This is a genomic window from Bacillus velezensis (assembly GCF_001461825.1).
Taxonomy (GTDB): domain Bacteria; phylum Bacillota; class Bacilli; order Bacillales; family Bacillaceae; genus Bacillus; species Bacillus velezensis.
The window spans coordinates 31,652-55,015 of sequence record NZ_LLZC01000006.1 but is presented as its reverse complement, the minus strand read 5'-3'; the positions used below and the strand labels follow the sequence as shown (position 1 = coordinate 55,015).

The 23,364-nt window shown below is 44.5% G+C and carries 28 protein-coding genes; 27 read left to right on the top strand and 1 reads right to left on the bottom strand.

The genetic code is table 11. From position 1 onward, the window contains the following. The first annotated feature begins 163 nt into the window (after positions 1-163). The 13 genes from AR442_RS03155 to rsmI all read left to right on the top strand — a co-directional run bounded on the left by AR442_RS03155 (position 164) and on the right by rsmI (position 9,405). On the top strand, positions 164-358 hold the full coding sequence (locus tag AR442_RS03155; RefSeq protein WP_007409914.1) for a sigma factor G inhibitor Gin: 195 nt from the start codon (positions 164-166) through the stop codon (positions 356-358). 148 nt (positions 359-506) lie between these two features. After that, positions 507-1,121 (top strand): 5-bromo-4-chloroindolyl phosphate hydrolysis family protein, encoded by a 615-nt coding sequence (locus tag AR442_RS03150; RefSeq protein WP_014416714.1) that lies wholly within the window; start codon positions 507-509, stop codon positions 1,119-1,121. Positions 1,122-1,136: 15 nt separating this feature from the next. Next, positions 1,137-2,255 (top strand): toxic anion resistance protein, encoded by a 1,119-nt coding sequence (locus AR442_RS03145; protein WP_029974643.1) that lies wholly within the window; start codon positions 1,137-1,139, stop codon positions 2,253-2,255. Positions 2,256-2,332: 77 nt separating this feature from the next. Further along, the gene (locus AR442_RS03140) at positions 2,333-3,766 is read left to right on the top strand and encodes an aminotransferase class I/II-fold pyridoxal phosphate-dependent enzyme (protein ID WP_053285550.1); all 1,434 of its coding nucleotides are present in this window, start codon (positions 2,333-2,335) and stop codon (positions 3,764-3,766) included. Continuing rightward, positions 3,763-4,401, top strand: coding sequence for a dTMP kinase (tmk, locus tag AR442_RS03135; protein ID WP_014416717.1), 639 nt, complete (start codon positions 3,763-3,765; stop codon positions 4,399-4,401). The genes AR442_RS03140 and tmk overlap by 4 nt, the downstream gene beginning before the upstream one ends. 70 nt (positions 4,402-4,471) lie before the next feature. After that, the gene (gene darA / locus AR442_RS03130; RefSeq protein WP_004264734.1) at positions 4,472-4,801 is read left to right on the top strand and encodes a cyclic di-AMP receptor DarA; all 330 of its coding nucleotides are present in this window, start codon (positions 4,472-4,474) and stop codon (positions 4,799-4,801) included. A 12-nt stretch (positions 4,802-4,813) separates the two neighbouring features. Then, on the top strand, positions 4,814-5,254 hold the full coding sequence (locus AR442_RS03125; RefSeq protein ID WP_004264730.1) for a YaaR family protein: 441 nt from the start codon (positions 4,814-4,816) through the stop codon (positions 5,252-5,254). An 11-nt stretch (positions 5,255-5,265) separates the two neighbouring features. Next, positions 5,266-6,255 carry a DNA polymerase III subunit delta' gene (holB, locus tag AR442_RS03120; protein WP_007409919.1) on the top strand — a complete coding sequence of 330 codons (990 nt, stop codon included), beginning with the start codon at positions 5,266-5,268 and terminating at the stop codon, positions 6,253-6,255. Between the two features lie 2 nt (positions 6,256-6,257). Then, the gene (gene ricT, locus AR442_RS03115) at positions 6,258-7,085 is read left to right on the top strand and encodes a competence/sporulation regulator complex protein RicT (protein WP_004264723.1); all 828 of its coding nucleotides are present in this window, start codon (positions 6,258-6,260) and stop codon (positions 7,083-7,085) included. 14 nt (positions 7,086-7,099) lie between these two features. Then, positions 7,100-7,459, top strand: coding sequence for a replication initiation-control protein YabA (yabA, locus tag AR442_RS03110; RefSeq protein WP_004264720.1), 360 nt, complete (start codon positions 7,100-7,102; stop codon positions 7,457-7,459). Positions 7,460-7,519: 60 nt separating this feature from the next. Then, a complete protein-coding gene (locus tag AR442_RS03105) occupies positions 7,520-8,263 on the top strand; it encodes a tRNA1(Val) (adenine(37)-N6)-methyltransferase (RefSeq protein ID WP_004264717.1) in 744 nt (247 codons plus the stop codon). Next, positions 8,250-8,549: a GIY-YIG nuclease family protein gene (locus AR442_RS03100; protein ID WP_007409921.1), complete on the top strand. Its 300-nt coding sequence runs from the start codon at positions 8,250-8,252 to the stop codon at positions 8,547-8,549. The genes AR442_RS03105 and AR442_RS03100 overlap by 14 nt, the downstream gene beginning before the upstream one ends. Then, a complete protein-coding gene (rsmI, locus tag AR442_RS03095; RefSeq protein ID WP_014416718.1) occupies positions 8,524-9,405 on the top strand; it encodes a 16S rRNA (cytidine(1402)-2'-O)-methyltransferase in 882 nt (293 codons plus the stop codon). Before AR442_RS03100 ends, rsmI begins: the two co-directional genes overlap by 26 nt. Before the next feature lie 48 nt (positions 9,406-9,453). On the opposite strand, the gene abrB is transcribed toward rsmI, so the two are convergent. After that, positions 9,454-9,744 (bottom strand): transition state genes transcriptional regulator AbrB, encoded by a 291-nt coding sequence (gene abrB / locus AR442_RS03090; RefSeq protein ID WP_169510469.1) that lies wholly within the window; start codon positions 9,742-9,744, stop codon positions 9,454-9,456. A 482-nt stretch (positions 9,745-10,226) separates the two neighbouring features. Between abrB and metG the strand changes: the two genes are divergently transcribed. The 14 genes from metG (at position 10,227) to AR442_RS03020 (ending at position 23,291) form a co-directional block, all read left to right on the top strand. Beyond that, a complete protein-coding gene (gene metG / locus AR442_RS03085) occupies positions 10,227-12,218 on the top strand; it encodes a methionine--tRNA ligase (RefSeq protein ID WP_022552471.1) in 1,992 nt (663 codons plus the stop codon). 76 nt (positions 12,219-12,294) lie between these two features. Further along, positions 12,295-13,062 (top strand): TatD family hydrolase, encoded by a 768-nt coding sequence (locus tag AR442_RS03080; protein ID WP_032864028.1) that lies wholly within the window; start codon positions 12,295-12,297, stop codon positions 13,060-13,062. Positions 13,063-13,196: 134 nt separating this feature from the next. Beyond that, positions 13,197-14,522: a resuscitation-promoting factor gene (locus tag AR442_RS03075; RefSeq protein WP_023356663.1), complete on the top strand. Its 1,326-nt coding sequence runs from the start codon at positions 13,197-13,199 to the stop codon at positions 14,520-14,522. Between the two features lie 134 nt (positions 14,523-14,656). Further along, entirely contained in the window at positions 14,657-15,220 is a 564-nt protein-coding gene (gene rnmV, locus AR442_RS03070) for a ribonuclease M5 (RefSeq protein ID WP_004264696.1), read from the top strand. Then, positions 15,210-16,091, top strand: coding sequence for a 16S rRNA (adenine(1518)-N(6)/adenine(1519)-N(6))-dimethyltransferase RsmA (rsmA, locus tag AR442_RS03065; protein ID WP_004264694.1), 882 nt, complete (start codon positions 15,210-15,212; stop codon positions 16,089-16,091). Before rnmV ends, rsmA begins: the two co-directional genes overlap by 11 nt. Positions 16,092-16,263: 172 nt before the next feature. Beyond that, complete coding sequence (gene yabG / locus AR442_RS03060; RefSeq protein WP_004264691.1) at positions 16,264-17,139, top strand: sporulation peptidase YabG; 876 nt, start codon at positions 16,264-16,266, stop codon at positions 17,137-17,139. A 211-nt stretch (positions 17,140-17,350) separates the two neighbouring features. Further along, positions 17,351-17,611 (top strand): biofilm formation stimulator Veg, encoded by a 261-nt coding sequence (gene veg, locus AR442_RS03055; RefSeq protein WP_003218330.1) that lies wholly within the window; start codon positions 17,351-17,353, stop codon positions 17,609-17,611. Between the two features lie 162 nt (positions 17,612-17,773). Further along, positions 17,774-17,962 (top strand): small, acid-soluble spore protein, alpha/beta type, encoded by a 189-nt coding sequence (locus tag AR442_RS03050; RefSeq protein ID WP_011996172.1) that lies wholly within the window; start codon positions 17,774-17,776, stop codon positions 17,960-17,962. Positions 17,963-18,105: 143 nt separating this feature from the next. Next, the gene (gene ispE, locus AR442_RS03045; RefSeq protein WP_007409927.1) at positions 18,106-18,975 is read left to right on the top strand and encodes a 4-(cytidine 5'-diphospho)-2-C-methyl-D-erythritol kinase; all 870 of its coding nucleotides are present in this window, start codon (positions 18,106-18,108) and stop codon (positions 18,973-18,975) included. Positions 18,976-19,030: 55 nt separating this feature from the next. Then, the gene (gene purR / locus AR442_RS03040; RefSeq protein WP_004264666.1) at positions 19,031-19,888 is read left to right on the top strand and encodes a pur operon repressor; all 858 of its coding nucleotides are present in this window, start codon (positions 19,031-19,033) and stop codon (positions 19,886-19,888) included. After that, the gene (ridA, locus tag AR442_RS03035) at positions 19,885-20,265 is read left to right on the top strand and encodes a 2-iminobutanoate/2-iminopropanoate deaminase (RefSeq protein ID WP_004264663.1); all 381 of its coding nucleotides are present in this window, start codon (positions 19,885-19,887) and stop codon (positions 20,263-20,265) included. The genes purR and ridA overlap by 4 nt, the downstream gene beginning before the upstream one ends. A 195-nt stretch (positions 20,266-20,460) precedes the next feature. Next, positions 20,461-20,754 (top strand): septation regulator SpoVG, encoded by a 294-nt coding sequence (gene spoVG, locus AR442_RS03030; RefSeq protein WP_004264660.1) that lies wholly within the window; start codon positions 20,461-20,463, stop codon positions 20,752-20,754. A 191-nt stretch (positions 20,755-20,945) separates the two neighbouring features. Beyond that, the gene (gene glmU, locus AR442_RS03025) at positions 20,946-22,316 is read left to right on the top strand and encodes a bifunctional UDP-N-acetylglucosamine diphosphorylase/glucosamine-1-phosphate N-acetyltransferase GlmU (protein ID WP_004264658.1); all 1,371 of its coding nucleotides are present in this window, start codon (positions 20,946-20,948) and stop codon (positions 22,314-22,316) included. 21 nt (positions 22,317-22,337) lie between these two features. Continuing rightward, positions 22,338-23,291 carry a ribose-phosphate diphosphokinase gene (locus AR442_RS03020; RefSeq protein WP_004264656.1) on the top strand — a complete coding sequence of 318 codons (954 nt, stop codon included), beginning with the start codon at positions 22,338-22,340 and terminating at the stop codon, positions 23,289-23,291. Positions 23,292-23,364: the final 73 nt, after the last annotated feature.

The window sequence follows — 23,364 nt, the reverse complement described above, 5'->3', positions numbered from 1 at the left end:
TAAAGGCAGCTCATCATGAGTTGCCTTTTTTGTTTTTGAATAAAAACAAAACAAACACCGAAATACGGAAACGCCCATATACTAATTGCAAACTTCAAAAAGGTCCAAATTGTGTATACAATCAACAGCTTAAGGGAAGGCTATTCATACGGAGGTGGGCAAAATGAATGAAACGTCCAGCCATGAAGAAACATGTATTGTGTGTGAAACCAAAAAAAGCAGGGGAATCCATATTTATACGAAATTTATATGTTTAGAGTGTGAGAAGAAAGTAGTTTCCACTCCGACCTCTGATCCGAATTATGAATTTTTCGTTCGTAAACTGAAAAGCCTTCATACACCGACGTTATATTCTTAACCCTGAAAAGGGTCTTTTTTTTGCCTGAAATCAGAGGAGTTTTTACACTTTTTATAAAAGAACTGATACGATAAGAAGAGGAACTTGTTTAGACATGGAATGTAATAGATAATACTGATAAAAGTGAATAAATAGGAGTCGATCAAGTATGAAACCGTTTATTCAATATATGAAATGGACGCTTTGCGGCAGCACAGTTTTTGTATTAGCGGGGATAACCTTCTTTACGATAGGGCATCAGCCTTTTCTGTATTCGCTTTTATACGGGGCAGCCAGCGGAGCCGCAGTCAGTGCGGCCGGTCTGTGGAATGCGAAGCGTCTCTTTTTAAAAAAACACCGGCTGACAAGAAAAGAATATGCTTATATCAAGGAAAATCTTGAGGAAGCAAAGGGCAAAATCATTCGATTACGCAGGGCGCTTTTTCGCTCTAAAAGTATACAAATGCTGAAGCAGAATGCAGAGATACTGCGGATAACCCGACGAATATATCTGCTCACAAAGCAGGAGCCGAAGCGTTTTTATCAGGCAGAGCGTTTCTATTATCAAACGCTTGATTCTGTTGTGGAACTGACGGAAAAGTATGCTCTGCTCTCCTCACAGCCGCGAAAAAATAAAGATTTATCAATGTCCTTGAGTGAGACGAGGATGACTCTAGCAGAGCTTTCCAGAAGGCTGGAAGAGGATCTTCATGAACTGATGAAGGAGGACATCGACGACCTGCACTTTGAATTAGATATGGCAAAGCATTCACTGAGAAAATAAGAAAGGAAGAAGGAAATGGCCAAAGACCGTTCCGACGACAGCATGGACGCCCAAAATGACCAGACCCCTCTAAAGCTTGCAGATACGCTGCCGGAAGAAACAAGAGAAGCGGCACTTCAGCTCGCTGAAAAACTGGATCCTGGGAATATGCAAAGCATTGTTCTGTTTGGTTCACAGGCGCAGGCGAATCTTCTGGAATTTTCCCACACGATGATAGAGCACGTGCAAAGAAAAGATGCAGGAGAGATGGGACAGATACTGGCTGATTTGATGCTGAAGCTTGACCAGGTAAACCCCGATGATCTGCAGATGAAGAACAAAGGGTTTTTCGCCCGGCTGTTTAAAAGGGTATCCGGTTCTGTGCAGGAAGTGCTTTCGAAATATCAAAAGACAAGTGTGCAGATTGACCGTATCAGCAGAAGGCTGGAACATTCTAAAAATGTGCTGTTGAGTGACAATAAATTGTTAGATCAGCTGTACGCCCAAAATAAACAATACTTTTCTGATTTAACTATGTATATAGCAGCGGGGGAATTAAAATTAGATGAGCTGAAAACAAAGCTGATACCCGAAGCGGCAAGAAAAGCCGAATTACAAGAACACAATCAAATGGCCGCGCAGGAAGTGAATGATCTTCGCCAGTTTGCCGACCGTCTGGATAAGAGGGTGCATGATCTGCTGCTGAGCAGGCAGATTACGCTCCAGAGTGCGCCGCAAATCCGCCTGATTCAAAACACGAATCAGGCACTGGCAGAGAAAATTCAGTCCTCCATTGTTACGGCTATTCCTTTATGGAAGAATCAAGTCGCCATCGCGCTGACGCTTATGAGGCAGCGGAGTGCGGCAGATGTGCAGCAGAAGGCGGCGGATACGACAAATCAATTGCTGCTGAAAAACGCCGAACTTCTGAAAACAAGTACAGTCGAGACCGCCAAAGCTAATGAGCGCGGGCTTGTTGAGGCAGAGACCCTCAAAAAAGTGCAGGAAAGCTTAGTCAGCACACTTGAAGAAATCATGTCTATTCAAGAAGAAGGCAGGATGAAACGCAGGCGTGCCGAGGAGGAGCTTGTTATCATGGAAGGCGATTTAAAAAAGAAGCTGCGTGATATGGGGGCCGGCCGGGATAACGGCTAGATGGCAAAAAGTCTTAGCTTTAAGTTGGCTCGCAGTCACGATATAATAAGAAAGACAGGCAAAGGATTTGTTTAAAAATGGACACACCTTTATATACAGCGCTGATGAAGCATGCGCACCGAAATACGTATTCTTTTCATGTTCCGGGACATCACAATGGAGATGTCTTTTTTGATGAAGCCAAATCTGTATATCAATCTCTTTTATCTATTGATATGACTGAGATCACGGGTCTTGATGACTTGCACCACCCGACGGGGGTCATTAAGGAAGCGCAGGATTTGGTGAGCAGATTTTACGGCTCTCAGGAAAGTTTCTTTCTCGTCAATGGAACGACCGCCGGCAATCTGGCGATGATTTTAGCTGTTTGTGAACCGGGTGAACCCATTCTGATCCAGCGTAATTGTCACAAGTCTGTTTTCCATGCGGCGGCATTGGCCGGAGCCAAGCCGGTTTATTTGTTGCCGGAAATCGATGAAAACGTGCATGTGCCGGCACATGTATCCCTTTCAGTCATCGAAAAAGCGCTGGCGTCATATCCGAACGCGAAAGGACTTGTTCTGACCAATCCGACTTACTACGGACACGCCGCCGATTTGACTGCGGCAGTTAAAAAAGCCCATTCATACGGCGTTCCTGTACTGGTGGATGAGGCTCATGGGGCTCACTTTGTGTTAGGCCAGCCTTTCCCGCCTTCATCATTGGCTATGGGGGCGGACGCCGTTGTTCAATCGGCTCATAAAACGCTTCCGGCTATGACGATGGGGTCTTACTTTCATTTGAACAGCACCAGAATTGACAGAGACCGATTAACTTATTATATAAGCAGTCTGCAAAGCAGCAGCCCGTCATACCCGATTATGGCATCTTTAGATACGGCGCGCGCTTATGTGCAGGATATTGCTGAAAAAGGGACACTTCCCGTTCATATGGAGCACATTGAGAAAATCAAACGAAGGTTCGCATCAATTTCTTCTATTGAAATAATCGAGCCTTCCGGATATGGGCTGCGGGCGGACCCGTTAAAATTAATTCTTCGGTCAAAGCTCGGACATTCCGGCTATTCATTACAACGTATTTTGGAGAGTGAAGACATTGTTGCCGAGCTGGCTGACGAGTACCAAGTATTGCTCGTACTGCCGATAGGCGGCCGGCGGATGATAGAACAGGAAACCGTAAGAAACATACAGCAGAAACTGGAGAAAACACCGCCTGATAAATTGCCGGATGCCGTGAATTGGACATTTCCGTCCATTTCGACACTTGAATATCCGCAAAATGAGATGCGGAAGTTTACAAAAGAGCCTGCAGATATAAATAAGGCGGCCGGGCGCTTGCATGCGGGGAACATTATTCCTTATCCGCCGGGAATTCCGCTGATCATGGACGGAGAACGGATAACAGAAGAGATCGTACAAAAGCTTTCCCGTTTAATCGGCATGGACGCGCATATTCAAGGCTTGTTAAACGGGGAACAATTACTTGTCTATATAGAAGAGGAGAAATCATGAGCGGTTTATTTATAACATTTGAAGGTCCTGAAGGTGCAGGGAAAACGACTGTGCTTCAGGAAATGAAAGAGATTCTGTCGGCAGAGGGGCTTCCGGTGACAGCGACAAGAGAACCGGGCGGCATCGACATTGCGGAACAGATCAGAGAAGTGATCTTAAATAAAAACAATACACTGATGGATGCAAAAACGGAGGCACTGCTTTACGCTGCGGCGAGAAGACAGCATTTAGCCGAAAAGGTGCAGCCTGCATTGAAAGAAGGGCGCATTGTGCTGTGCGATCGTTTCATCGACAGTTCGCTGGCTTATCAAGGCTATGCGAGAGGGCTCGGGATTGATGAAGTTCTTTCTATCAACCAGTTTGCAATCGGCGATACGATGCCTGATGTCACCATCTATTTTTCTATTGAGCCGGAAGAAGGGTTGAAACGGATTACGTCGAATGATTCAAGAGAAAAGAATCGTCTCGATCTTGAGGCCCTGCACTTTCACACGAAAGTACGGGAAGGATACCAAAAGGTAATGCAGCGTTTTCCGGAAAGATTCCAGACAATCGACGCATCGAAAAAGAAGGAACTCGTCATTCAGGACGCACTTCAAGTGATAAATGAAGCATTGAAAAAAATTCAGTTGTGACCTGTTTCTCATAAGTTGCTATAATGAATGTAACGACAATGTTCTTTCCAACCTAAAGGGGGCCTAGAGAATGAAACTAATAGTGGCAGTGGTGCAGGATCAGGACAGCAACAGGCTTTTGAAAGTATTAACCGACCACAACTTCAGGGTGACGAAACTTGCGACAACAGGCGGATTCCTTAAATCAGGCAATACGACGTTTATGATCGGGGTGGAAGATATCCGTGTCGATAAAGCGCTCAGCCTCATTAAAGAGAATGGCTGTAAACGTGATCAGATGATTGCCCCGGTATCCCCGATGGGCGGGAATGCGGATTCCTACGTTCCATATCCCGTCGAAGTGGAAGTCGGCGGAGCGACGGTCTTTGTCCTCCCGGTCGATGAATTTCATCAATTTTAAGGATTTGACGACGTGAAAATAAATTCTGACTTACGTACATTTATTGAGAAAAAGCAGCAGCCTGCTTATAAAGCGGCAGAGCTTTCCGGAACGTTTAAAAGTTCAATGGACAGCCAAAGCAGCAAGCTGAAATTTGATCAGCTGAGCAGGTTCTTAACGGATATAGAAACGTTCGGGAAAAGGCTGACGAAGTCGAGAAACTTTAAAGACTTAGCGAAATTCAAAGGATTGGTAAAACGCTTTGTAAAAGAGGCCGTAGACAGCGGATTATCGCATGAGACGGAGAAAAGCTTTGACTTGTACGGCAGCAGCCGGACTCTGGGGCTTGTGAAAGAAATAGATGAAAAACTGCTTCAGCTGACGGAAGAAATGTTAGATCAGGAAAAACCGGCAATTGATTTGCTGGATCGAATCGGAGAAATAAAAGGTTTATTGATTAACCTTTACACATAGAGAGTGATACAATGGCAATATCATGGAAGGAAATGACCGGGCAGCAGCCCAGAGTGATGAGGCTTTTGCATAACAGCATTGAAAAGAAAAGGCTTTCTCACGCATATCTGTTTGAAGGCAAAAAAGGTACGGGCAAATTGGATGCCGCACTGCTTCTCGCAAAAAGCTTTTTTTGCCTTGAAGACGGGACTGAGCCTTGCGGGGAATGCCGGAACTGTAAGCGTATCGAATCCGGAAACCATCCCGACCTGCATGTGGTTCAGCCCGACGGATTATCCATTAAAAAGGCTCAGATCCAATCGCTTCAGGAAGAGTTTTCCAAAACAGGACTGGAATCGCATAAAAAGCTGTACATTATATCCCATGCGGATCAAATGACGACAAATGCGGCAAACAGTCTGCTGAAATTTTTAGAGGAGCCGAGTCAAGACACCATCGCAATTCTTATTACTGAGCAGCTCCACCGAATACTGGATACCATCGTTTCGAGATGTCAGGTTCTTCCGTTCCAGCCGCTTCAGCCGAAAGCCATAGAAGAAAGACTGATTGAACAGGAAGTGAGCCCTCACATGGCCCGGCTCTTAGCAAATATGACAAATAATATTGCGGAAGCAGTCGAATTAAGTCGAAATGATGAGTTTGCAGAGTCCAGAGCGAAAGTGATAAAATTGTATGAAGTCTTACATCAGCGGAAAGGACATGCCTTTTTCTTCATTCAGGATCAGTGGGTGCCCTTTTTCAAAGAAAAAACCCATCAAGAAATGGGTCTTGATATGCTCTTATTGATATACCGTGATGTATTATCCATCCAAATTGGAAATGAAGATAAACTGATTTATCAAGACTTATTCCAATCAATAAAACAGCATGCGCTGCAATTTACACAACAAAGCGTTACGAACCAAATTCTCGCTGTTTTAGAAGCAAAAAAACGGCTTCATTCCAATGTGAATGTGCAGGGATTAATGGAGCACTTGGTGTTAACGTTGCAGGAGGGATAAGCTTGTACAACGTAATAGGCGTCCGCTTTAAAAAAGCGGGAAAAATTTATTATTTTGATCCGAACGGATTTGATATAGAACAAGACAGCTGCGTCATTGTTGAAACCGTAAGAGGTGTCGAATACGGGCAGGTTGTCATCGCAAATAAACAAGTGGACGAGCATGATGTTGTGCTTCCGCTTCGAAAGGTCATACGCGTTGCTGATGAACGCGATCTTCTCATTGTAGAAGAAAACAAACAGGAGGCCCTGTCCGCTTTTGAAGTCTGTCAGAAAAAAGTGGCTGACCACGGCTTAGATATGAAGCTGGTTGATGTTGAGTTTACATTTGACCGCAATAAAGTCATTTTTTACTTTACAGCAGACGGACGGGTTGATTTCAGGGAATTGGTCAAAGACTTGGCTTCTATCTTTAAAACGAGAATCGAATTGCGCCAAATCGGGGTGAGGGACGAGGCGAAAATGCTCGGCGGTATCGGACCATGCGGGAGAATGCTTTGCTGCTCCACGTTCCTCGGTGATTTTGAACCGGTGTCCATCAAAATGGCGAAGGATCAAAATTTATCGTTGAACCCAACGAAGATTTCCGGTCTGTGCGGCCGTTTGATGTGCTGTTTGAAGTACGAAAATGATGAGTATGAGACGGCAAAAGAACAGCTGCCGGATTTAGGCGAAATGATTACGACGGCAAACGGCCCCGCAAAGGTTGTCGGTCTTAATATTCTGGAACGGGTGCTTCAGGTGGAACTGAAGAATCGTGAAAAAGTGATAGAATATACTTGGGAAGAGCTCTTGGAAGAGGGCGTCGTATCCGCACAAACCACAGATTAACGAGGTGTGGAACCTTGGATAAAAAAGAGTTATTTGATACTGTCATAAACCTGGAGGAACAAATCGGTTCGCTGTATCGTCAGCTGGGTGACTTAAAGCAGCATATCGGCGAAATGATTGAAGAGAATCACCATCTTCAGCTTGAAAATAAGCATTTGCGTAAGCGGCTTGATGACACGACAGAGCAAATTGAGAAATTCAAAGCCGATCAGAAAGAAACAAAAACACAGAAGGCAGAGCAGAGTGATATAGGAGAAGGGTACGACAATCTGGCCCGGCTGTATCAAGAAGGCTTTCATATTTGCAACGTCCATTATGGGAGCGTCCGCAAGGGAGATTGCCTTTTTTGTCTGTCCTTCTTAAATAAAAAATAAGGAAAAGGCTTCCGCTGATGTCGGAAGCCTTTTTCAAAGAGTGCCGAAAGGAATAAGATTATGGTTTCATTACGTGATGATGAAAGATTGGATTACTTATTAGCAGAGGATATGAAAATAGTACAGAGTCCGACGGTTTTCGCTTTTTCATTAGATGCCGTGCTGCTGTCTAAGTTTGCATACGTTCCGATTCAAAAGGGGAACATCGTTGATTTATGCACGGGGAACGGCATTGTGCCGCTTTTGCTCAGCACAAGGTCAAAAGCCGATATCACCGGGGTTGAAATTCAGGAACGCTTGTATGATATGGCGCTCCGAAGCGTGGAATACAACGGGCTGGGCGGTCAGATCAGTCTCATTCATGATGATCTGAAAAATATGCCGGAAAGACTCGGACATAATAAATATGATGTTGTCACCTGCAATCCGCCTTATTTTAAAACACCGAAAGAAGCGGAGCAGAACCTGAACGAGCATCTCAGAATCGCAAGGCACGAAATCCTTTGCACGCTTGAAGATGTGATTTCCGTCAGCAGCAAACTGCTGAAGCAAGGCGGAAAAGCGGCTCTCGTTCATCGGCCGGGGAGGCTTTTGGAAATCTTTGAATTAATGAAAGCGTACCGAATAGAACCGAAACGGGTTCAGTTTATTTATCCGAAACAAGGTAAAGAAGCGAATACCATTTTGGTTGAAGGAATTAAAGGCGGCCGCCCTGATCTCAAAATTCTTCCCCCGCTGTTCGTATACAATGAACAAAATGAATATACGAAAGAGATCCGCACGATTTTATATGGAGACAAATAGTCATTTCTTTTATGTGCTGCTGTGCAATGACAACAGTCTGTATGCCGGTTATACAAATGATCTGCAAAAACGGCTGAAAACCCACAATGAGGGAAAGGGCGCGAAGTACACAAGGGCGCGGAGGCCGGTTTCGTTATGCCATGCGGAATCATTTGAAACAAAACGGGAAGCGATGCAGGCGGAATACCGTTTTAAACAGCTGACCCGAAAGAAAAAAGAGCAATATATAGAAGAAAAACGACGCAGCAAGGAGGCTGTATATGTTAAGACGCCAGATGAGTTTTAACGGAAAATCTGAAATGGGAACTCTGTACCTTGTTCCTACACCAATCGGCAATTTGGAGGACATGACCTTTCGTGCAGTAGAGACGCTGAAATCGGCCGATGTCATAGCTGCCGAAGATACGAGACAGACGAAAAAGCTGTGCCATGTTTATGACATAGACACATCTCTCATCAGCTATCATGAACATAATAAAGAAAGCAGCGGCCATAAAATCATTGAATGGCTGAAAAGCGGAAAGAATGTGGCATTGGTCAGTGATGCCGGCATGCCGACAATTTCCGACCCGGGGGCTGAGATTGTGAGAGATTTCACCCAAATCGGCGGATATGTCGTTCCGCTTCCGGGTGCAAATGCGGCATTAACCGCGCTGACCGCATCAGGCATCACCCCGCAGCCGTTTTTCTTCTACGGATTTTTAAACAGACAGAAAAAAGAAAAGAAGAAAGAACTCGAACTCCTGAAAAAACGGCAGGAAACGATGATATTTTACGAAGCGCCGCACAGATTAAAAGAAACATTAACAGCAATGCATGACGTTTTGGGTAATCGAACCATCGCCGTCACGAGAGAATTAACGAAAAAGTACGAGGAATTCATCAGAGGAACCATCGCCGAGGTGATTGAATGGGCAAATGAAGATCAAATCCGCGGTGAGTTCTGTCTCGTTGTCGAAGGAAATCAAACCGCTGAACCGGATGAAGAGGAAAAGCCTTGGTGGACGGAGCTTTCTGAGAAAGAACATGTGGAGCATTACATAAATGAAGGATCTTCTTCCAAACAGGCCATAAAACAAACAGCGGTAGATCGGGACGTGCCGAAACGCGAGATTTATGACGCTTATCACATTCAATCATAAAAAAACCGTTCTTGTGTCGTAACAAGAACGGTTTTTGTATGAAATAGCTTATTTTTGGTTTTGAAGCTGGTTTTGAATTTCAGAGATGATTTGCTCAGCGCCTTCTTTGCTGAGTACCAATTTGCCGCCGGCAAGTTTAAGGTTATCATCAGAAACTTCACCAGTTACTTGGCAAGTCATGTTTGGTTTATATTTTTTAAGGATGATTTTTTCATCATCAACATAAATTTCAAGAGCGTCTTTTTCTGCGATGCCCAGTGTACGGCGAAGTTCGATAGGGATAACTACGCGTCCAAGTTCATCAACTTTACGTACGATACCAGTAGATTTCATTAACAGTCTCCTCCCGAGAGATAATTATTTGTAGTTTATATTTTTCTTCGTCATTATTCGACAAAATTCCTTACATTCCTAGCATAACAAGGTTTCCAATAATCGTCAATCTTTTTGTTTGCTATTGTTTGTAAGAATTAGTTCTTATAGTAAGTAAAGCCTTGGAAATCCTGAAATAACAGGCTTTTTAACTGCTTTTTCGAACCTATTATCCTACTGAAAATCCTTTTAAATCAAGACTTTCGAACCAAGATGTTTTATATTAGTAGATTATATACGACAAATTTCGACATGTTAAGACTTTTTTTAATTTCAATAAAAATTTTTAATTTTATTTACTCTTTTACGCGCAGTACGTATATATCCTTGATCTTAAAGGCTAAGATGGTATCATAGATAGAGGACAAATATCAATATTGTATATCAAATAAAACCGCTCTCGTCCTTTGGGCGTGAGCTTTTCGACATTCTGAATGGGAGGTTGCAACATGCCGCAAGACAATAATACTTTTTATATTACAACCCCGATATATTATCCGAGCGGAAAATTACATATCGGCCATGCTTATACTACCGTGGCCGGCGATGCGATGGCGCGTTACAAAAGATTAAAAGGATTTGACGTACGCTATTTAACCGGAACGGATGAGCACGGACAGAAAATCCAGCAGAAAGCGGAGGAAGAGAATATCACGCCTCAAGCTTATGTGGATCGCGCAGTTGCTGAAATCCAAAAACTATGGAAGCAGCTCGACATTTCTCACGATGATTTCATCCGGACGACGGAAAGCCGGCACAAAGAAATTATCGAGAAAGTGTTTCAAAAACTTCTTGATAATGGTGACATTTACCTGGATGAGTATGAGGGCTGGTACAGCATCCCTGATGAAACATTCTATACGGAAACACAGCTGGTGGATGTGGAACGAAATGAGAAGGGTGAGGTTGTCGGCGGAAAAAGCCCTGACAGCGGACACCCGGTCGAATTAATCAAAGAGGAGTCATACTTCTTCCGCATGAGCAAATACGCAGACCGCCTGCTGAAGTTTTATGAGGAAAATCCTTCTTTCATCCAGCCTGAATCACGCAAAAATGAAATGATTAACAACTTCATTAAACCGGGGCTTGAAGATTTGGCCGTTTCCAGAACGACGTTCGACTGGGGCGTAAAAGTACCGGGAAATCCGAAGCATGTCGTGTATGTATGGATTGACGCACTGTTCAACTATATTACAGCGCTCGGTTACGATACGGAAAATGATGAGCTTTACAAAAAGTACTGGCCGGCGGACGTCCATCTTGTCGGTAAAGAAATTGTCCGTTTTCATACCATTTACTGGCCGATTATGCTGATGGCGCTTGATCTCCCGCTGCCTAAGCAAGTATTCGCGCATGGCTGGTTATTGATGAAAGACGGAAAAATGTCGAAATCAAAAGGAAATGTCGTTGATCCGGTAACGTTAATTGAACGCTACGGCTTGGATGAACTTCGCTATTACCTGCTTCGCGAAGTACCGTTCGGTTCAGACGGTGTCTTTACGCCGGAAGGTTTCGTAGAACGGATTAATTATGACTTGGCGAACGACTTAGGAAACCTTCTGAATCGTACAGTCGCAATGATCCAAAAATATTTTGACGGCGAGATTGGTTCATATGAAGGAAATGTGACAGATTTTGATTCAGAGCTTTCTTCTGTAGCCGGTGAAACGGTTAAAGCTTATGAAAAGGCAATGGAAAACATGGAGTTTTCAGTCGCTTTATCAACGCTATGGCAATTAATCAGCCGTACGAACAAATATATTGATGAAACTGCTCCGTGGGTGCTTGCTAAAGATCAGGAAAAAGAAAAAGAATTACGTTCTGTCATGTATCATTTAGCTGAATCATTACGTATCTCAGCCGTATTGCTCCAGCCTTTCTTGACACAAACGCCTGAAAAAATGTTTGCCCAGCTAGGAGTTGAGGATCAGTCTCTTAAAGCATGGGACAGCATTCAGACATTCGGCCAATTGAAGAACACGAAAGTGAAAAAAGGGGAACCGCTTTTCCCTCGTCTTGAAGCTGAAGAAGAAGTAGCTTACATCAAGCAAAAAATGCAAGGAACTGCTCCTGCTAAAGAAGAAAAGGCGGAAGAGCCGCAAGAGGCAGAGCGTCTTCCTGAAATTACGTTTGATCAATTTATGGATACAGAACTTCGCGTCGCAGAAGTCTTGTCCGCAGAGCCGGTGAAAAAAGCAGATCGGCTGCTGAAATTGCAAATTGATCTGGGCTTTGAACAGCGCCAAGTTGTATCAGGTATCGCGAAGCATTATACACCGGATCAGCTTGTGGGAATGAAGATCATTTGTGTAACGAATCTAAAACCGGTAAAACTGAGAGGCGAGCTTTCTCAAGGAATGATACTGGCAGGAGAATCGGACGGCGTTCTCAAAGTAGTAGCTGTCGACCAGTCATTACCGAAAGGCACTCGAATTAAATAAATAGATGCAAAAGGTGTTTCACGTGTAACATTCCGTCGAACACCTTTTGTTTTTCAACAAGAAAGGAGTTTTTATGATGCTTTTTGATACACATGCGCACTTAAATGCCGAGCAATTTGACACAGACTTAGAGGAAGTCATTGCGCGTGCAAAGGCTGAAAAAGTTGAACGAATCGTCGTTGTCGGATTCGACAAGCCCACTATCACGCGTGCGATGGAGCTGATTGAGGAATATGACTTTATATACGCTGCGATCGGCTGGCATCCGGTAGATGCAATTGACATGACAGAGGAAGATTTATCATGGATTAAGGAACTGTCCTCTCACGAAAAAGTCGTGGCAATCGGAGAGATGGGCCTTGATTACCACTGGGATAAATCACCAAAAGGCGTTCAGAAAGAAGTATTCCGGAAACAAATCGCTCTCGCCAAAGAAGTGAACCTTCCAATTATCATTCATAATCGTGATGCAACGGAAGATGTTGTCACGATTTTGAAAGAAGAGGGGGCGGAAGAAGTCGGCGGCATTATGCACTGCTTTACGGGGAGCGCGGAGGTTGCGCGGCAGTGTATGGATATGAATTTTTATATTTCATTCGGCGGACCGGTTACCTTCAAAAATGCGAAGAAACCAAAAGAAGTGGCAAAGGAAATTCCGAATGACCGTTTGCTGATTGAAACGGACTGTCCTTTCCTGACACCGCATCCTTTCCGCGGTAAACGAAATGAGCCAAGCTATGTAAAATATGTTGCTGAACAGCTCGCTGCATTAAAAGGGCTGACATATGAAGAAATTGCCTCAATTACAACCGAAAACGCTAAAAGACTTTTCCGCATAAACTGACAGAATGCGCTGTCGTAACGTGTAAAGGCTTGTCCGATTCAGTGGATATGTAAAACCGTTCTACAAGCTTCCTTCTCCTCATAAGATAGGTTGTCGATATGTCTCTCTTCCTTTTTTTGCTTTGTTTTTGCATAATGAGGGATACGCTGAAGGTTTTTCATCTTCGAGATGGGAGGGTTGACAGCATTTTAGATACTCTATATAATCTCTCCGAGGAGAAGGAGGCGTTTTTCATCACACAAAAAATGAAAAAACTGTTTTCCGTAAAGCTTGGTAAAAGCAAGGTTATTCTTATTGCAGCTATTATTCTGCTGGGCGGAACCGGGACTGCATACGGGGCACATGAGCTCTCAAAACAATCAGTTTCTGTTTCCATCAACGGCAAGAAAAAGCAAATACGCACTCATGCAAAAACGGTTGGGGAACTTCTGGAAGATTTACATATAGAGACGAGAAATGAAGACCGGATTACCCCGTCTAAGCAGACAGCATTGGCAGACAACATGAATGTCGTGTATGAAGCTGCAAAGCAGATCCGTGTGACAAGAGGCGGAGAAGAAAAGACTTTATGGTCAACGGCAAAAACAGTCGGCGCATTTCTGAACGAACAGCATACACCTGTGAATCAGCACGATAAAATAGATCCAGCAGCAGATACGAAAGTGACAAACGGCATGAAAGTCACGGTCGACCCGGCTTTTCAGGTCACTGTAAATGATGCGGGAAAGAAAAAGAAAATATGGACGACTTCGACTACGGTCGCTGACTTTTTAACGCAGCATAAGATGGACATGAAAGACGAAGATAAAGTAAAACCGGCATTACACGAAAAGCTCACAAAAAATCAGGCCGGTATACAAATCACTCGTATCGAAAAAGTCACCGATGTAGTTGAGGAAAAAATAGCGTATCAAGTGAAAGAAAAAGAAGATGCGTCTCTCGACAGCGGGAAAGAAAAGATCGTTCAAAAAGGAAAAGAAGGCAAACTTAAAAAGCATTTTCATGTTGTCAAAGAAAATGGAAAAGAAGTTTCAAGAAAGCTTGTTAAAGAAGAAACATCTGAAAAAAGCAAAGATCAGATCATTGCGGTCGGCACAAAGCGGCACAGTCCCAAGATTGAGCAGCTCAGTGCACCTGTGAAGGCATCTTCGGGCGAAACCGGATCTTCCGGTAAAGTGATTACCGTGTCTTCCACGGCTTATACCGCAAGCTGCAGCGGCTGTTCCGGCCATACGGCTACAGGCGTTAACCTGACAAGCAATCCGAATGCCAAAGTCATTGCGGTAGACCCAAGCGTCATCCCGCTCGGCACAAGAGTCCACGTAGACGGATACGGGGATGCCGTGGCCGCTGATACGGGCTCAGCCATTAAAGGAAGACGGATTGATGTCTTTTTCCCTGAAAAATCTTCAGCTTACCGCTGGGGAAAGAAACAGGTCAAAATAAAAATCTTAAATTAATTCCGATTCACTCAGAGGGTTTTGCGCCCTCTGTTTTTTTCGTTATAATAGGTAAAGTGTATTTTCAGTATATTAGACGTGACATGTAAGCAAAGGTTTCGTTTTGGATATAAAAAGTTTTTTTGGAGGAAGTAATGAAAATTAAAGAAATTATTGTAGTCGAGGGACGCGATGACACTGCGCGCATAAAACTTGCCGTTGATGCGGATACGATCGAGACAAACGGTTCCGCAATCGGAGACGAAGTCATCAGACAGATTCGGCTGGCGCAGGAAACGAGAGGGGTCATCGTGCTGACGGACCCGGATTTTCCGGGGGAAAAGATCCGGAAAACCATTTCTGAAGCAGTACCCGGCTGTAAACACGCATTTCTGCCCAAACATCTTGCCAAACCGAAAAACAAGCGCGGCATTGGCGTTGAGCACGCATCCATTGAAAGCATCAGAGCATGTCTGGAAAATGTGCATGAAGAGATGGAGGCAAAGCCGAGTGAGATTTCAGCTGAAGATGTCATACAGGCCGGTCTGATCGGCGGACCGGCTGCCAAAAGACGCCGCGAACGATTGGGCGACCTGCTGAAGATCGGCTATACAAACGGCAAGCAGCTTCAAAAACGGCTGCAAATGTTTCAAATCAAAAGAAGTGATTTTATTGATGCGCTCGATGCTATGAGGCAGGAGGAACAGGATGAACAATAAAGATATCGCGACACCTATCAGAACGAAGGAAATTCTGAAAAAGTACGGTTTCTCCTTTAAAAAGAGTCTGGGACAGAATTTCTTAATTGATACAAATATATTGGACAGAATTGTGGACCATGCGGAAATTACGGATCGGACCGGAGTCATTGAAATCGGGCCCGGAATCGGCGCGCTGACAGAGCAGCTTGCCAAACGGGCGAAAAAGGTCGTCGCGTTTGAAATTGATCAGCGCCTGCTGCCCATTCTCAATGATACGCTGTCTCCGTATGACAATGTAACGATCATTCATCAAGATGTGCTGAAAGCAGACGTCAAATCTGTCATTGAAGAGCAGTTTCAGGATTGTGATGAAATTATGGTGACGGCGAATCTCCCATATTATGTGACGACGCCGATCATCATGAAGCTCTTGGAAGAACATCTTCCGTTAAAAGGGATTGTCGTGATGCTGCAAAAAGAGGTCGCTGAGCGGATGGCCGCTGATCCTTCCTCTAAGGAGTACGGATCGCTTTCCATTGCGGTTCAATTCTACACGGAGGCCAAAACCGTCATGACCGTCCCGAAAACGGTGTTTGTGCCTCAGCCTAATGTCGATTCAGCCGTCATCCGTCTCTTGCTTCGTGACGGCCCGGCGGTTGACGTCGATAATGAACCGTTTTTCTTCCAGCTGATTAAAGCAAGCTTCGCACAGCGCCGGAAAACCTTGCTGAACAACCTTGTGAACAATCTTCCGGGCGGAAAAGAGAAAAAAGCTCAAATTGAAGAAGTTCTTCAAGAAACGAATATTGACGGAAAGCGGCGCGGTGAATCCCTGTCCATAGAAGAATTCGCGCTCCTGTCCAACGGATTGCATAAAGCCCTTTTCTAAGAGGGCTTTTTGTTTTGCGTCACCACTTGGACTGCCGCTACATAGGCTAGAGGAGAACCTTATTCATTCAACTGCAAGAAAAGCTTGAAACATCAAGCGCCGCAGCGGAAAGAGGTGTATTTGCCAAGACTTCTTTCATGATGAGGCTTAGTCTATTTGTGGAGTGGGTAACGTGCAATTTCAAATAGGAGATATGGTAGCCAGGAAATCCTATCAAATGGATGTTTTATTTCGCATTATCGGTATAGAGCAAACAAGCAATGGGAATTCAATTGCCATCCTGCATGGTGACGAAGTCAGATTGATTGCGGATGCTGATTTTTCTGATTTGGAGCCTGTCAGAAAAGACGAACAGGCCATGAGAAAGAAAAGAGATGAAAGCAGGATGAATGAATCTCTCGAGCTGCTCCGCCAGGATTATAAGCTGCTTCGGGAAAAACAGGAATATTATGCGACAAATCAATATCAGCATCAGGAGCACTACTTTCATATGCCCGGAAAGGTATTGCATCTGGACGGCGATGAGGCCTATTTGAAAAAGTGCCTGAACTTTTATGAAAAAATCGGTGTGCCGGTATACGGAATTCATTGCCATGAGAAAAAAATGCCGGCATCAATTGACGAGCTGCTTGATAAATACAGGCCGGATATTTTAGTCATCACCGGCCATGATGCATATTCCAAGCATAAGGGAGGCGTGAACGATTTAAGCGCCTACAGGCATTCCAAACACTTTGTCGAAACCGTTCAAAGAGCGAGGCGTAAAGTACCTCATTTGGATCAGCTGGTCATATTCGCGGGGGCGTGCCAATCTCATTTCGAGTCTTTAATCAGGGCAGGCGCGAATTTTGCAAGTTCGCCGTCACGCGTCAATATCCATGCGCTTGACCCGGTATATATTGTCGCGAAAATCAGCTTCACCCCGTTTATGGAGCGGATCAATGTATGGGATGTCCTGAGAAATACGCTGACGAGAGAGAAAGGGCTGGGAGGAATTGAAACGAAGGGTGTGCTGCGTGTCGGTATGCCGTATAAATCAAATGGATGAGTGATAAAACCCGCATATATTTCGCTATGCGGGTTAATTATTTTACATATTGATACATAAATTTCCGGAACTTGTGAAAAATAACGCAGAAATCAATAGAATTTTGTCAAAATAATTTTGTTGACAATGACTTATTAACGTTGATATAATTTAAATTTTATTTGACAAAATTGGGCTCTTGTTGTACAATAAATGTAGTGAGGTGGATGCAATGGCGAAGACGTTGTCCGATATAAAAAGATCGCTTGATGGGAATTTAGGTAAACGGCTTACGTTAAAAGCAAACGGCGGCCGCCGAAAAACGATTGAGCGTTCGGGCATTTTAGCTGAGACGTACCCTTCTGTTTTTGTGATACAACTAGATCAAGACGAGAATTCGTTTGAAAGAGTTTCATACAGTTATGCTGATATTCTGACTGAGACTGTTGAATTGACATTCAATGACGATGCGGCAAGCTCAGTAGCATTTTAATGGGCAGTGAACCTTTTGTTTACTGCTTTTTGTTTTGCCTTCTAAAGCTCTTCTAATTATTCCCTCGAAAGTTTCAGCCGATTAAACGGAAGCTATAAGTGTCACATGTTTTATCGTGGCGTGCACGAATGGTGATCAATTCTATAAAAGGGGTTGTTTCGTTTGGGCAGACGTCGTGGAGTTATGTCAGATGAGTTCAAATATGAGCTGGCGAAGGACCTTGGTTTTTACGATACGGTGAAAAACGAGGGCTGGGGAGGCATTCGGGCGCGTGACGCCGGGAATATGGTAAAGCGCGCGATTGAGATTGCCGAACAGCAGATGGCGGCTCAGAACCAAAATAACCGATAATGCAGTGGCCCGGGGGACAATCCGTTCCCCGGTTTTTTCTATCGGCTGTCAAAACCGGCGTCAATTTCGGATAAGTACCTCCGGGTCTCCAAATGTGATACAATGTTCATACTTATGTTTAGATGGAGAAGTAGGTGAAAGCTATGCGTATTTTAGAAAAAGCGCCGGCCAAAATCAATCTGTCCCTCGATGTGACGAGTAAACGCCCGGATGGTTATCACGAAGTGGAGATGATCATGACGACAATTGATTTGGCAGATCGGATTGAACTGACAGAACTGCCCGAAAACGTTATCAGAGTGGCGTCGCATAATCGCTTTGTTCCGGATGATCAAAGGAATCTGGCTTATCAGGCAGCCAAACTGCTTAAAGAACGGTTTCAAGTCAAAAAAGGCGTTTCCATTATGATTACAAAAGTGATCCCTGTTGCGGCAGGCCTTGCCGGCGGAAGCAGCGATGCGGCAGCCACGCTCAGAGGGCTGAACAGGCTTTGGGATTTAAAGCTTTCTGTCGAAGAGCTCGCGGAGCTTGGAGCTGAAATCGGTTCAGACGTGTCCTTCTGTGTATACGGAGGCACTGCCCTGGCAACCGGACGCGGTGAGAAGATCAGGCACATCAGTGCTCCGCCTCATTGCTGGGTCGTGCTCGCCAAACCGACGATCGGGGTATCGACTGCCGAAGTGTACCGCCGGCTGAACTTACAGCAGGTTCGGCATCCTGATGTGCAGGCGATGATTGACGCGATTGAAGAAAAAAGCTTCCAAAAGGTATGCGGACAATTAGGAAACGTATTGGAGTCGGTTACGCTCAGCCTCCATCCCGAGGTGGCGATGATTAAAAATCAAATGAAACGCTTCGGCGCTGATGCGGTGTTAATGAGCGGAAGCGGACCGACTGTATTCGGTTTGGTTCAATACGAATCGAAGGTGCAGCGGATTTATAACGGGTTAAGAGGTTTCTGTGATCAAGTGTACGCGGTGCGGATGATCGGCGAACAGAATGCTCTTGATTAAATCCGTATGTTAAGTTATATTATTTTTAAATTATTCGGATTTTGGGGGTAAGTTCATGAAGTTTCGTCGCAGCGGCAGATTGGTGGACTTAACAAATTATTTGTTAACCCATCCGCATGAATTAATACCGTTAACGTTTTTCTCAGAACGGTATCAATCAGCAAAGTCATCAATCAGTGAAGATTTAACGATTATTAAACAGACCTTTGAACAGCAAGGCATTGGGACGCTGCTTACAGTGCCGGGAGCTGCCGGAGGCGTCAAATACATTCCGAAAGTGAAACAGGCTGAAGCAGAAGCGTTTATACAGGAGCTGGGACAGTCTTTAGTAAATCCTGAGCGTATCCTTCCGGGCGGTTATGTATATTTAACGGATATCTTAGGAAAGCCATCTGTCCTCTCTCATGTAGGCAGGCTTTTTGCTTCCGTTTTTGCGGAGCGGGAGATTGATGTGGTGATGACCGTTGCGACAAAAGGAATCCCTCTTGCTTACGCAGCGGCCAGTTATCTGAACGTTCCGGTTGTCATCGTGCGAAAGGACAACAAAGTGACGGAAGGCTCCACGGTGAGCATCAATTATGTATCAGGGTCATCTAACCGCATTCAAACGATGTCGCTTGCGAAAAGAAGTTTGGCTACGGGTTCGAACGTTTTGATTATTGACGACTTTATGAAAGCCGGCGGCACCATTAACGGCATGATCAGCCTGCTTGATGAGTTTAATGCAAACGTCGCGGGAATAGGCGTCTTGGTTGAAGCCGAGGGAGTGAATGAACGGCTTGTCGATGAATACATGTCACTGCTCACGCTTTCAACCATCAATATGAAAGACAAAACGATTGAGATTCAAAACGGCAATTTTCTGCGATTTTTTAAAGAACAGCATTTAAAGAATGGGGAGACAGAAAAATGACAAAAGCAATCCATACAAAACACGCGCCGGCAGCGATCGGGCCATATTCACAGGGAATCATCGTAAACAACATGTTTTACAGCTCAGGCCAGATTCCTCTTACTGCTGAAGGAGAAATGGTAAACGGTGATATCACAGAACAAACGCATCAGGTGTTCAGCAATTTAAAAGCTGTGCTGAAAGAAGCGGGCGCTTCGCTCGAGACGGTTGTAAAAGCAACGGTGTTTATTGCTGATATGGAGCAGTTTGCGGAAGTGAATGAAGTGTACGGACAATACTTTGATGTACATAAGCCGGCAAGGTCTTGTGTGGAAGTGGCGAGACTGCCGAAAGACGCTCTCGTGGAAATTGAAGTCATTGCGCTGGTGAAATCTTAAATCTCAGAAAAGTGGTTCCGGTCTCCGGGATCACTTTTTTTATGCAGTATATGATCCCCAAATATGGTTTATCACCTAATTGTGTATGTATATCCTATATTTTCAAAAAAACTTTTTGAAACGTGCAGGAATTTAAAAAGAATCGTGGAATTGTTAGACTAATGCTTTTATATAGGGAAAAGGTGGTGAACTACTGTGGAAGTTACTGACGTAAGATTACGCCGCGTGAATACCGATGGTCGCATGAGAGCGATTGCATCCATCACGCTGGATCACGAATTTGTCGTACATGATATTCGTGTGATTGATGGAAACAATGGTCTTTTCGTTGCGATGCCGAGTAAACGCACCCCTGATGGAGAATTCCGCGATATTGCTCATCCTATTAATTCCAGCACGCGGGGCAAGATCCAGGATGCTGTTTTAAATGAGTATCATCGTTTGGGTGACTCTGAAGCATTAGAATATGAAGAAGCCGGGGCTTCTTAAACATAACAAAATGTAAGGACTGCTGATAAAGGCTGACACAAGGCCTTTTCCGGCAGTCCTTTTTTAAATCTGATTTTTCAGTAATAAAGCGATTACATAGAAAATTCTTGCACTTTTTGATGTCTTCTTGAAATCAACAGCTATTTAGGATATATTTTTCTATGGATAAAAGGGATATTGGAGGCCATTAAATGGATAAGCGGTTTGCAGTGATTTTAGCTGCCGGAAAAGGAACGAGAATGAAATCGAAGCTTTACAAGGTCCTTCATCCGGTATGCGGAAAGCCTATGGTAGAGCACGTCGCAGACGAAGCTCTGAAATTATCTTTAGCGAAGCTTGTCACCATCGTAGGACACGGCGCCGAAGATGTGAAGAAGCAGCTCGGACAGAAAAGCGATTACGCTCTCCAAGCAGAACAGCTCGGTACGGCTCATGCGGTCAAACAGGCAAAACCATTTCTTCACGGAGAAAAGGGTGTCACGATCGTTATTTGCGGCGATACACCGCTTCTGACGGCGGAGACGATGGAAGCCATGCTGAATGAACATACAGACAAAGGTGCAAAAGCCACGGTGTTAACGGCCGTTGCCGACGATCCCGCCGGATACGGAAGAATCATCCGCAGTGAAGACGGCGCCGTTCAAAAAATCGTGGAGCACAAGGATGCTTCGGAGCAAGAACGTCTTGTGAAAGAAATTAACACGGGAACGTACTGTTTTGATAACGAGGCTCTTTTTCGTGTCATCGAACAGGTTTCGAATGAAAATGCCCAAGGCGAGTATTATCTGCCGGATGTGATCGAAATCCTCAAAGACGAAGGCGAAACTGTTGCCGCTTACCAGACTGGTAACTTCCAAGAGACGCTCGGAGTGAATGATAGAGTCGCTCTTTCTCAGGCTGAAATGTATATGAAAGAGCGTATTAACAAACGGCATATGCAGAACGGAGTCACTTTAATCGATCCGATGAATACGTACATCTCACCTGACGCACGTATCGGACAAGATACAGTTATTTATCCCGGAACTGTGTTAAAGGGACAAGCTGAAATCGGCGATGAATGTGTCATCGGCCCTCACACTGAGATAGAGGACAGCTCAATCGGCAGCCGCACTGTGATTAAACAATCCGTTGTCAATCGCAGCAAAGTTGGGAATGATGTAAATATCGGTCCTTTTGCTCACATCAGACCCGATTCCGCAATCGGCAATGAAGTGAAGATCGGAAACTTTGTTGAAATCAAGAAAACACAATTCGGCGACCGAAGCAAAGCATCTCATTTAAGCTATATCGGTGATGCCGAAGTGGGCACGGATGTGAATCTGGGCTGCGGCTCCATCACGGTCAATTATGATGGGAAGAAAAAGTATTTAACCAAAATTGAAGACGGCGCCTTTATTGGCTGCAACTCCAATCTGGTCGCTCCTGTTACAGTGGGAGAAGGCGCGTACGTCGCTGCGGGTTCAACCGTAACTGAAGATGTGCCGGGCGAAGCGCTTGCCATTGCCAGAGCAAGACAAGTAAATAAAGAAGATTATGTGAAAAACATTCATAAAAAATAATCCTAAAATCGGAGGTTTACCATGTCTAACGAATACGGAGATAAGAATTTAAAGATTTTTTCTTTGAATTCAAATCCAGAACTTGCAAAAGAAATCGCGGATAATGTAGGGGTTCAATTAGGAAAGTGCTCTGTTACAAGATTCAGTGACGGAGAGGTCCAGATCAACATAGAAGAAAGTATTCGCGGCTGTGATTGCTATATCATTCAGTCTACAAGTGCGCCGGTTAATGAGCACATTATGGAATTGCTGATTATGGTTGACGCTTTAAAGCGCGCTTCCGCGAAAACAATCAACATTGTCATTCCGTACTACGGTTATGCGCGCCAGGACAGAAAAGCAAGATCACGTGAACCGATTACGGCAAAACTTTTTGCAAACCTGCTTGAAACAGCGGGTGCGACACGCGTGATCGCGCTTGATTTACACGCGCCGCAAATTCAAGGTTTCTTTGATATTCCGATTGACCACTTAATGGGTGTTCCGATTTTAGGCCATTACTTTGAAGGTAAAGACTTGAAAGATATCGTCATTGTTTCTCCTGACCACGGCGGTGTGACGCGCGCCCGCAAACTTGCGGACCGTCTGAAAGCGCCGATCGCGATTATCGACAAACGCCGTCCTAGACCGAATGAGGTAGAAGTGATGAATATCGTCGGTAACGTGGAAGGTAAAACAGCGATTCTGATCGATGATATTATTGATACGGCCGGCACAATCACACTTGCCGCTAACGCGCTGGTTGAAAACGGAGCTGCAGAAGTGTATGCATGCTGTACGCACCCTGTACTGTCAGGCCCTGCCGTTGAGCGGATCAATAACTCTAAAATCAAGGAGCTTGTCGTAACGAACAGCATTAAGCTTCCTGATGAGAAAAAAATCGACCGCTTTAAGCAGCTTTCTGTCGGACCGCTTCTGGCTGAAGCGATTATCCGCGTTCACGAGAAACAATCTGTCAGCTATTTATTCAGCTAAACCGAAACTTTAAGGTTTAAATCCCAGTTATTGTGGGTATTGTTCTAATAGGACGATAAAACGATAATTAGGA

What these genes read in the sequence shown, in the direction of transcription:
- rsmA (WP_004264694.1), top strand. Translation starts at nt 15,210, where the DNA reads ATGAACAATAAAGATATCGCGACACCTATCAGAACGAAGGAAATTCTG.
- ispE (WP_007409927.1), top strand. Translation starts at nt 18,106, where the DNA reads ATGCGTATTTTAGAAAAAGCGCCGGCCAAAATCAATCTGTCCCTCGAT.
- tmk (WP_014416717.1), top strand. Translation starts at nt 3,763, where the DNA reads ATGAGCGGTTTATTTATAACATTTGAAGGTCCTGAAGGTGCAGGGAAA.
- AR442_RS03105 (WP_004264717.1), top strand. Translation starts at nt 7,520, where the DNA reads ATGGTTTCATTACGTGATGATGAAAGATTGGATTACTTATTAGCAGAG.
- darA (WP_004264734.1), top strand. Translation starts at nt 4,472, where the DNA reads ATGAAACTAATAGTGGCAGTGGTGCAGGATCAGGACAGCAACAGGCTT.
- holB (WP_007409919.1), top strand. Translation starts at nt 5,266, where the DNA reads ATGGCAATATCATGGAAGGAAATGACCGGGCAGCAGCCCAGAGTGATG.
- ridA (WP_004264663.1), top strand. Translation starts at nt 19,885, where the DNA reads ATGACAAAAGCAATCCATACAAAACACGCGCCGGCAGCGATCGGGCCA.
- purR (WP_004264666.1), top strand. Translation starts at nt 19,031, where the DNA reads ATGAAGTTTCGTCGCAGCGGCAGATTGGTGGACTTAACAAATTATTTG.
- AR442_RS03075 (WP_023356663.1), top strand. Translation starts at nt 13,197, where the DNA reads ATGAGGGATACGCTGAAGGTTTTTCATCTTCGAGATGGGAGGGTTGAC.
- veg (WP_003218330.1), top strand. Translation starts at nt 17,351, where the DNA reads ATGGCGAAGACGTTGTCCGATATAAAAAGATCGCTTGATGGGAATTTA.
- AR442_RS03155 (WP_007409914.1), top strand. Translation starts at nt 164, where the DNA reads ATGAATGAAACGTCCAGCCATGAAGAAACATGTATTGTGTGTGAAACC.
- rnmV (WP_004264696.1), top strand. Translation starts at nt 14,657, where the DNA reads ATGAAAATTAAAGAAATTATTGTAGTCGAGGGACGCGATGACACTGCG.
- AR442_RS03020 (WP_004264656.1), top strand. Translation starts at nt 22,338, where the DNA reads ATGTCTAACGAATACGGAGATAAGAATTTAAAGATTTTTTCTTTGAAT.
- AR442_RS03100 (WP_007409921.1), top strand. Translation starts at nt 8,250, where the DNA reads ATGGAGACAAATAGTCATTTCTTTTATGTGCTGCTGTGCAATGACAAC.
- AR442_RS03150 (WP_014416714.1), top strand. Translation starts at nt 507, where the DNA reads ATGAAACCGTTTATTCAATATATGAAATGGACGCTTTGCGGCAGCACA.
- glmU (WP_004264658.1), top strand. Translation starts at nt 20,946, where the DNA reads ATGGATAAGCGGTTTGCAGTGATTTTAGCTGCCGGAAAAGGAACGAGA.
- AR442_RS03140 (WP_053285550.1), top strand. Translation starts at nt 2,333, where the DNA reads ATGGACACACCTTTATATACAGCGCTGATGAAGCATGCGCACCGAAAT.
- AR442_RS03080 (WP_032864028.1), top strand. Translation starts at nt 12,295, where the DNA reads ATGCTTTTTGATACACATGCGCACTTAAATGCCGAGCAATTTGACACA.
- AR442_RS03145 (WP_029974643.1), top strand. Translation starts at nt 1,137, where the DNA reads ATGGCCAAAGACCGTTCCGACGACAGCATGGACGCCCAAAATGACCAG.
- metG (WP_022552471.1), top strand. Translation starts at nt 10,227, where the DNA reads ATGCCGCAAGACAATAATACTTTTTATATTACAACCCCGATATATTAT.
- rsmI (WP_014416718.1), top strand. Translation starts at nt 8,524, where the DNA reads ATGTTAAGACGCCAGATGAGTTTTAACGGAAAATCTGAAATGGGAACT.